This is a genomic window from Sphingomonas sp., from assembly GCF_035758555.1.
Taxonomy (GTDB): domain Bacteria; phylum Pseudomonadota; class Alphaproteobacteria; order Sphingomonadales; family Sphingomonadaceae; genus Sphingomonas_B.
In genome coordinates this window covers 1-4,407 of record NZ_DASTXI010000102.1, presented here as the reverse complement: position 1 = coordinate 4,407, position 4,407 = coordinate 1, and the positions used below count along the sequence as shown (strand labels likewise).

General features: G+C 68.6%; 6 protein-coding genes and 1 tRNA gene. 3 read left to right on the top strand and 4 right to left on the bottom strand.

Features of this window, described 5'->3' with window-relative positions; genetic code table 11:
- The 3 genes from VFT73_RS06210 to VFT73_RS06200 form a co-directional block, all read left to right on the top strand.
- Nucleotides 1-330, top strand: a 330-nt coding sequence (locus VFT73_RS06210) for an AI-2E family transporter (RefSeq protein WP_326409293.1), incomplete at its 5' end; no start/stop codon positions are given.
- The gene (locus tag VFT73_RS06205; protein ID WP_326409292.1) at nucleotides 327-1,523 is read left to right on the top strand and encodes a hypothetical protein; all 1,197 of its coding nucleotides are present in this window, start codon (nucleotides 327-329) and stop codon (nucleotides 1,521-1,523) included. The genes VFT73_RS06210 and VFT73_RS06205, both read left to right, overlap by 4 nt.
- A gap of 17 nt (nucleotides 1,524-1,540) precedes the next feature.
- On the top strand, nucleotides 1,541-2,377 hold the full coding sequence (locus tag VFT73_RS06200; protein WP_326409291.1) for an NTP transferase domain-containing protein: 837 nt from the start codon (nucleotides 1,541-1,543) through the stop codon (nucleotides 2,375-2,377).
- Here the strand turns inward: VFT73_RS06200 and VFT73_RS06195 are convergent.
- From VFT73_RS06195 to VFT73_RS06180, 4 genes are all read right to left on the bottom strand, one after another.
- A complete protein-coding gene (locus tag VFT73_RS06195) occupies nucleotides 2,374-3,372 on the bottom strand; it encodes a hypothetical protein (protein WP_326409290.1) in 999 nt (332 codons plus the stop codon). The two genes, VFT73_RS06200 and VFT73_RS06195, sit on opposite strands and share 4 nt — an antisense overlap.
- Nucleotides 3,363-3,521, bottom strand: a complete 159-nt coding sequence (locus tag VFT73_RS06190; protein WP_326409289.1) for a hypothetical protein — start codon at nucleotides 3,519-3,521, stop codon at nucleotides 3,363-3,365. The genes VFT73_RS06195 and VFT73_RS06190 overlap by 10 nt, the downstream gene beginning before the upstream one ends.
- A gap of 15 nt (nucleotides 3,522-3,536) precedes the next feature.
- Nucleotides 3,537-4,208, bottom strand: coding sequence for an alpha/beta hydrolase (locus tag VFT73_RS06185; protein ID WP_326409288.1), 672 nt, complete (start codon nucleotides 4,206-4,208; stop codon nucleotides 3,537-3,539).
- 67 nt (nucleotides 4,209-4,275) lie between these two features.
- A tRNA-Asn gene (locus tag VFT73_RS06180) sits at nucleotides 4,276-4,350 on the bottom strand.
- Between the last annotated feature and the right edge of the window lie 57 nt (nucleotides 4,351-4,407).

Below are 4,407 nucleotides of genomic sequence, written 5' to 3'. Positions count from 1 at the left end.
TTCATTCCCTATCTCGGTCCGATCCTGTCGGCAGTTCCCGCGATCGCCGTCGCGCTGGTCCACAGCCCGGAACAGGCGGCGTGGGTGACCGGCCTCTACATCCTGGTTCAGCAGCTTGAGAACCATTTGATCCAGCCGCTGATCCAGCAGCGCGCGGTCGACATTCCGCCGGCGCTGCTGCTGTTCGGGGTGGTGGGGATGGGAACGCTGTTCGGCGTCACCGGGGTGGTGCTCGCGGCGCCGCTGGCCGTCGTGCTCTACGTGCTCGTCAAGCAGCTATACGTGCGCGAGGCGCTGCATACGCCGACGCCGCTGCCGGCCGAGAAATGAACGCAGGGTCCGGCCCGGAGCTGAGAGTCTGCTTCCCGCTGATCGCGCAGATCCACCAGACCTATCATTCGCTGCCGATCGCATTGCAGATGGCGCTGCGGCATCCGCGGGTCGAGGTCCATGTCGCCTGCGCCACGCGCGAGCATCTGGACGCGGCACAGGCGCTGGCGCGGGACTGCTATCCCGGCGCGCACGTCACGTTCGACCTGCTGGCTCTTCCGTCCGCGATCCGTGCCAGCATTCCCCGGTTCGGCCAGGGCATCGTGCCGAAGCTTGCGGTGCTGTTCGGCAATCTCGGCTATTTCGGAGGCTTCGACGCGCTGGTGGTGCCGGAGCGCACGACATTGCTGCTGCGGCCCTGGCTCAGGCGCCCGAAGTTGGTCTGGACCCGGCACGGCGCCGGCGACCGCGCACGCGGGTTCGAGCGGGATATCCGGAAATTCGATTTCGTGCTGATGGCGGGCGACAAGATCGAGCGGCGGCTGCTCGAACAAGGGCTGATCCGCCCCGGCCACTATGTCACCGGCGTCTACGCAAAACTCGATCTCGTCCGCTGCAAGCCGCACCGCCCGCTGTTCGGTAACGGCCGGCCGACGATCCTGTACGCGCCGCACTTCTGGCGGAGCCTGTCGTCGTGGCCGCTGGTCGGGCGGCAGGTGCTCGACTTCTTCGCGGCGAGCGACCGCTACAACCTCATCTTCGCGCCGCACATCCGGCTTTTCTATCCGCCGACGCCGCGCAAATACCGGGCCTTCGCCGCGTTCGAGGGCCTGCCGCACGTCAGGATCGATCTGGGCAGCACGGCCTCGGCCGACATGAGCTATACGCTGGGCGCCGACTTGTATCTCGGCGACGTCAGCAGCCAGGTGGCCGAGTTCCTGGTCCGGCCGCGGCCGTGCCTGTTCCTCAACCCGCGCCGCACGGAATGGCGCGGCGATCCCGACTATCGCTTCTGGGAACTGGGGCCGGTGATCGAGTCGGCAGCCGAGCTGGGCGAAGGCATCGAGCGCGCCTTCGCCACCCATGCCGACTACCGCGCCGAACAGGCCGCTTATGCCTGCGACAGCTTCGGCGCCGCGCTGGACGAGGAGACCGCGCCGCGCGGAGCGGACGCCACCGTCGATTTCCTCCGCCGCGGCCGAAACGATGGCAACCTTCGGGCGCGAGGGGATTTTCAGCAGGCCGTAGAGTAGCACAGGTGGAAAGCGTCATGGACCAGACGCTTGGATTTGCGCGGCGGCGGTCGCCTCCTTCCAACCCGGAACCCTGGACGGCGGTGCTGCTGGCCGGCGAGCGGCCCGGCGATCCGCTCGCGAAAGCCTGCCACGCGCCCTGCAAGGCGCTGGTGCAGGTCGACGGCCGGCCGATGCTCGGGCGGGTCGCCGCAACCCTGCTCGACAACCCGCGTTTCGAGCGGCTGATCATTCTCAGCCAGCATCCCGAGACGCTGGAGCATGACGGCCCGTCCTGGCTGGCAGCGGAGCCGCGCGTGTCGCTGCAGCGCAGCTCCGACGGCATTTCGGACAGCGTGCGCCGCGTGGTCGAGGATCCGGGCACCAAATGCCCGGTCCTGGTCACCACCGCCGACCATGCGCTGCTGACCGACGCGATGCTGGACGAGTTCGTCGACGGATCGGACGGCGCCGATGTGGGCATCGGCGTGGTCGAGCGCGCGCGGCTGATGCAGGCCTATCCGGAATCGCACCGGACCTGGCTGAAGTTCAGCGACGGCGGCTTCACCGGCGCCAACCTGTTCGCGCTGCGCAGCCGCGGCATTTCGGGCCTGCTCGGCTTCTGGGCGCGCGCCGAGCACAACCGCAAGGATACGCTGAAGCTGTTCTGGCAATTCGGCCCGCGGCTGTTCGCACGCGCGCTGACCCGCACGATCAGCCTGCCGCGCGCGCTGGAGCGGGCCGGCCGGTCCTTCGGCCTGCGCATCAAGCCGGTAAAGCTCAGCATCGCGGAAGCCGGCATCGACGTCGACAAGCCCGAGGACCTGGCGCTCGCCGAACGCATCCTCAGACGCCGGCGCGGCATCGCCGCCTAGAGCCGCAGCCATTGCGGCAGGCGGGCGCGGACCGGATCGGGGACGGGCTCGCGCGGCGGTTCGGTCGGATAGCCGAGCGCGGCGAGGTCGATTCCCATGCGGTCGGCCAGCCAGCGGTTCGATTCCCCGAAGCGCGCCGCGATCCATGCGATTGTTCCGGGGTCGAGCGCCGGCGGCGGTCCCCAGACCGGCAGCCGGTTCAGGCCAGCGATCAGTTCCTTGCGCAGCGGATAGGAGAGGGGGACGTGAATCAGCGTGCGCTTGTCCGCGACCGAGCGGGCCGTGAACAGATTCAGGGCCCGTGCGAAGGGGATCAGCGCGCCGCGATAGGATGGGTTCACCCTGGTCCATGAGATCGCTGCGGGATCGAGCTCGATCTGCAGCCGGCGCCCGAGTTCGCCCAGCAATGCCTGCGGGTCCGACGCCAGCCGCTCATAGGCGAAGAGATGGACGTTTTCGCGCCCGAACAGGCTGTCGTAATGCTCGATCAGCCCGCGATAGTCGAACTGCGCGAAATCGAAGCGCGGCAGCTTGAACGGGCGGAATTTCTGGAAAGCCAGGAATGCGTCGGGAAACAGATAGCGTTTGAGCGAACGGGTGCCGCCTTCCCGCACATATTCCTGATAGGACGAAACTGCGATCGCGGGCTGCGCGCGCACGAACAGCACGATCTGCGCCTCCGGATAGAGCAGCTGGATGCGTGCGGCGATTTCCCTGGCGATGAAGCCGGAGGCGCGGCCGATATGGAGCACCCCGCTCAAATCCTCCTCGCACAGCAGATGCGGGCGGCCGTCATCGCCCTGGGCCAGCAGCGCGCGCGACACGTCGGGGTCGAAGGCGAAGGCGCGCGGCTCGATAAGCGCCTCGCGGACACGCGCGCGGTCGATCGCGCGGTGGCTGGCGGCGGTGGGATAGACTTTCTTCTGGAACCAGCTCGTCGCCGTCTTGTGCACGCCGATATGGACGATGGGCCGCACCTCCGGCGTCAGCTCCACGCCAGCAGCCGGATCACGATCACGAACAGCACGAAAGCGGCAAGCCCGGCCATGAAGATCAGGCGCCGCCGCCGCGTGCGGAGGTTGATCTCTGCCCCGCGCGCGTCTTCCGCGCTGTAATGAGGGGCTTCGTCGCCAGGCTCGGCCATCGGCGCCTCAGCGGTTCACTTGACGGACTCGCCGGCGCGGACGCGGCGGAAATGGCGCTGGAACCAGCCGCGGCTGTGCTCGATCACCTGGTCGAGCGTGCCCGGCTCCTCGAACAGATGGCCGGCGCCAGGCACGATCACCAGCTCGGCTTCGGCATGCATCCGCGCCTGCGCCTCGCGGTTCATGTCGATGACCGGCCCGTCCAGCCCGCCGACGATGAGCAGGGTAGGGGCGGAGACCTGGGCCAGCGCGCTGCCCGCGAGGTCGGGCCGGCCGCCGCGCGACACCACCGCGGCGATCTCCGGCCCGCGCACGGCCGCCGCAACAAGCGCCGCGCCGCCGCCGGTGCTGGCACCGAAATAGCCGACCGGAAGCCCGCGCGTCCCTTCCTGCCGTGCGGCCCAGTCGGTCGCCTCGATCAGGCGCGCGGCAAGCAGGCGGATGTCGAAGACGTTGGCGCGGTCGCGCTCTTCCTCGGGGGTCAGCAGGTCGAGCAGCAGCGTGGCGATACCTGCCTCGCGCAGCCGCCCGGAGACGTAATTGTTGCGCGGGCTATGCCGTCCGCTGCCGCTGCCGTGCGCGAACAACACCAGCCCGGACGCATTGCCCGGAACGCTCAATATGGCCGACAGGCCCGGCGGCTCGATCCGGACGTCCTGCGGCTCGGCGGAAAATGCGAAGACCATCGCGACCTCCGGCACCGTTAACGGAAACGGCCGGGCAGGTGTTCCACGCTCATTTCGCGAGGTTCGCTGGCTCCCCGGGCCTGATTCGAACAGGCGGCCGTCCGATTAACAGTCGGATGCTCTACCGCTGAGCTACCGGGGAATGCCGAGCGAGGCCGGGCCTATAGCAAGGCTTCCGGCCATTGCAAGCGGGTTAGGC

What these genes read in the sequence shown, in the direction of transcription:
- VFT73_RS06205 (WP_326409292.1), top strand. Translation starts at nt 327, where the DNA reads ATGAACGCAGGGTCCGGCCCGGAGCTGAGAGTCTGCTTCCCGCTGATC.
- VFT73_RS06200 (WP_326409291.1), top strand. Translation starts at nt 1,541, where the DNA reads ATGGACCAGACGCTTGGATTTGCGCGGCGGCGGTCGCCTCCTTCCAAC.
- VFT73_RS06190 (WP_326409289.1), bottom strand. Translation starts at nt 3,521, where the DNA reads ATGGCCGAGCCTGGCGACGAAGCCCCTCATTACAGCGCGGAAGACGCG.
- VFT73_RS06185 (WP_326409288.1), bottom strand. Translation starts at nt 4,208, where the DNA reads ATGGTCTTCGCATTTTCCGCCGAGCCGCAGGACGTCCGGATCGAGCCG.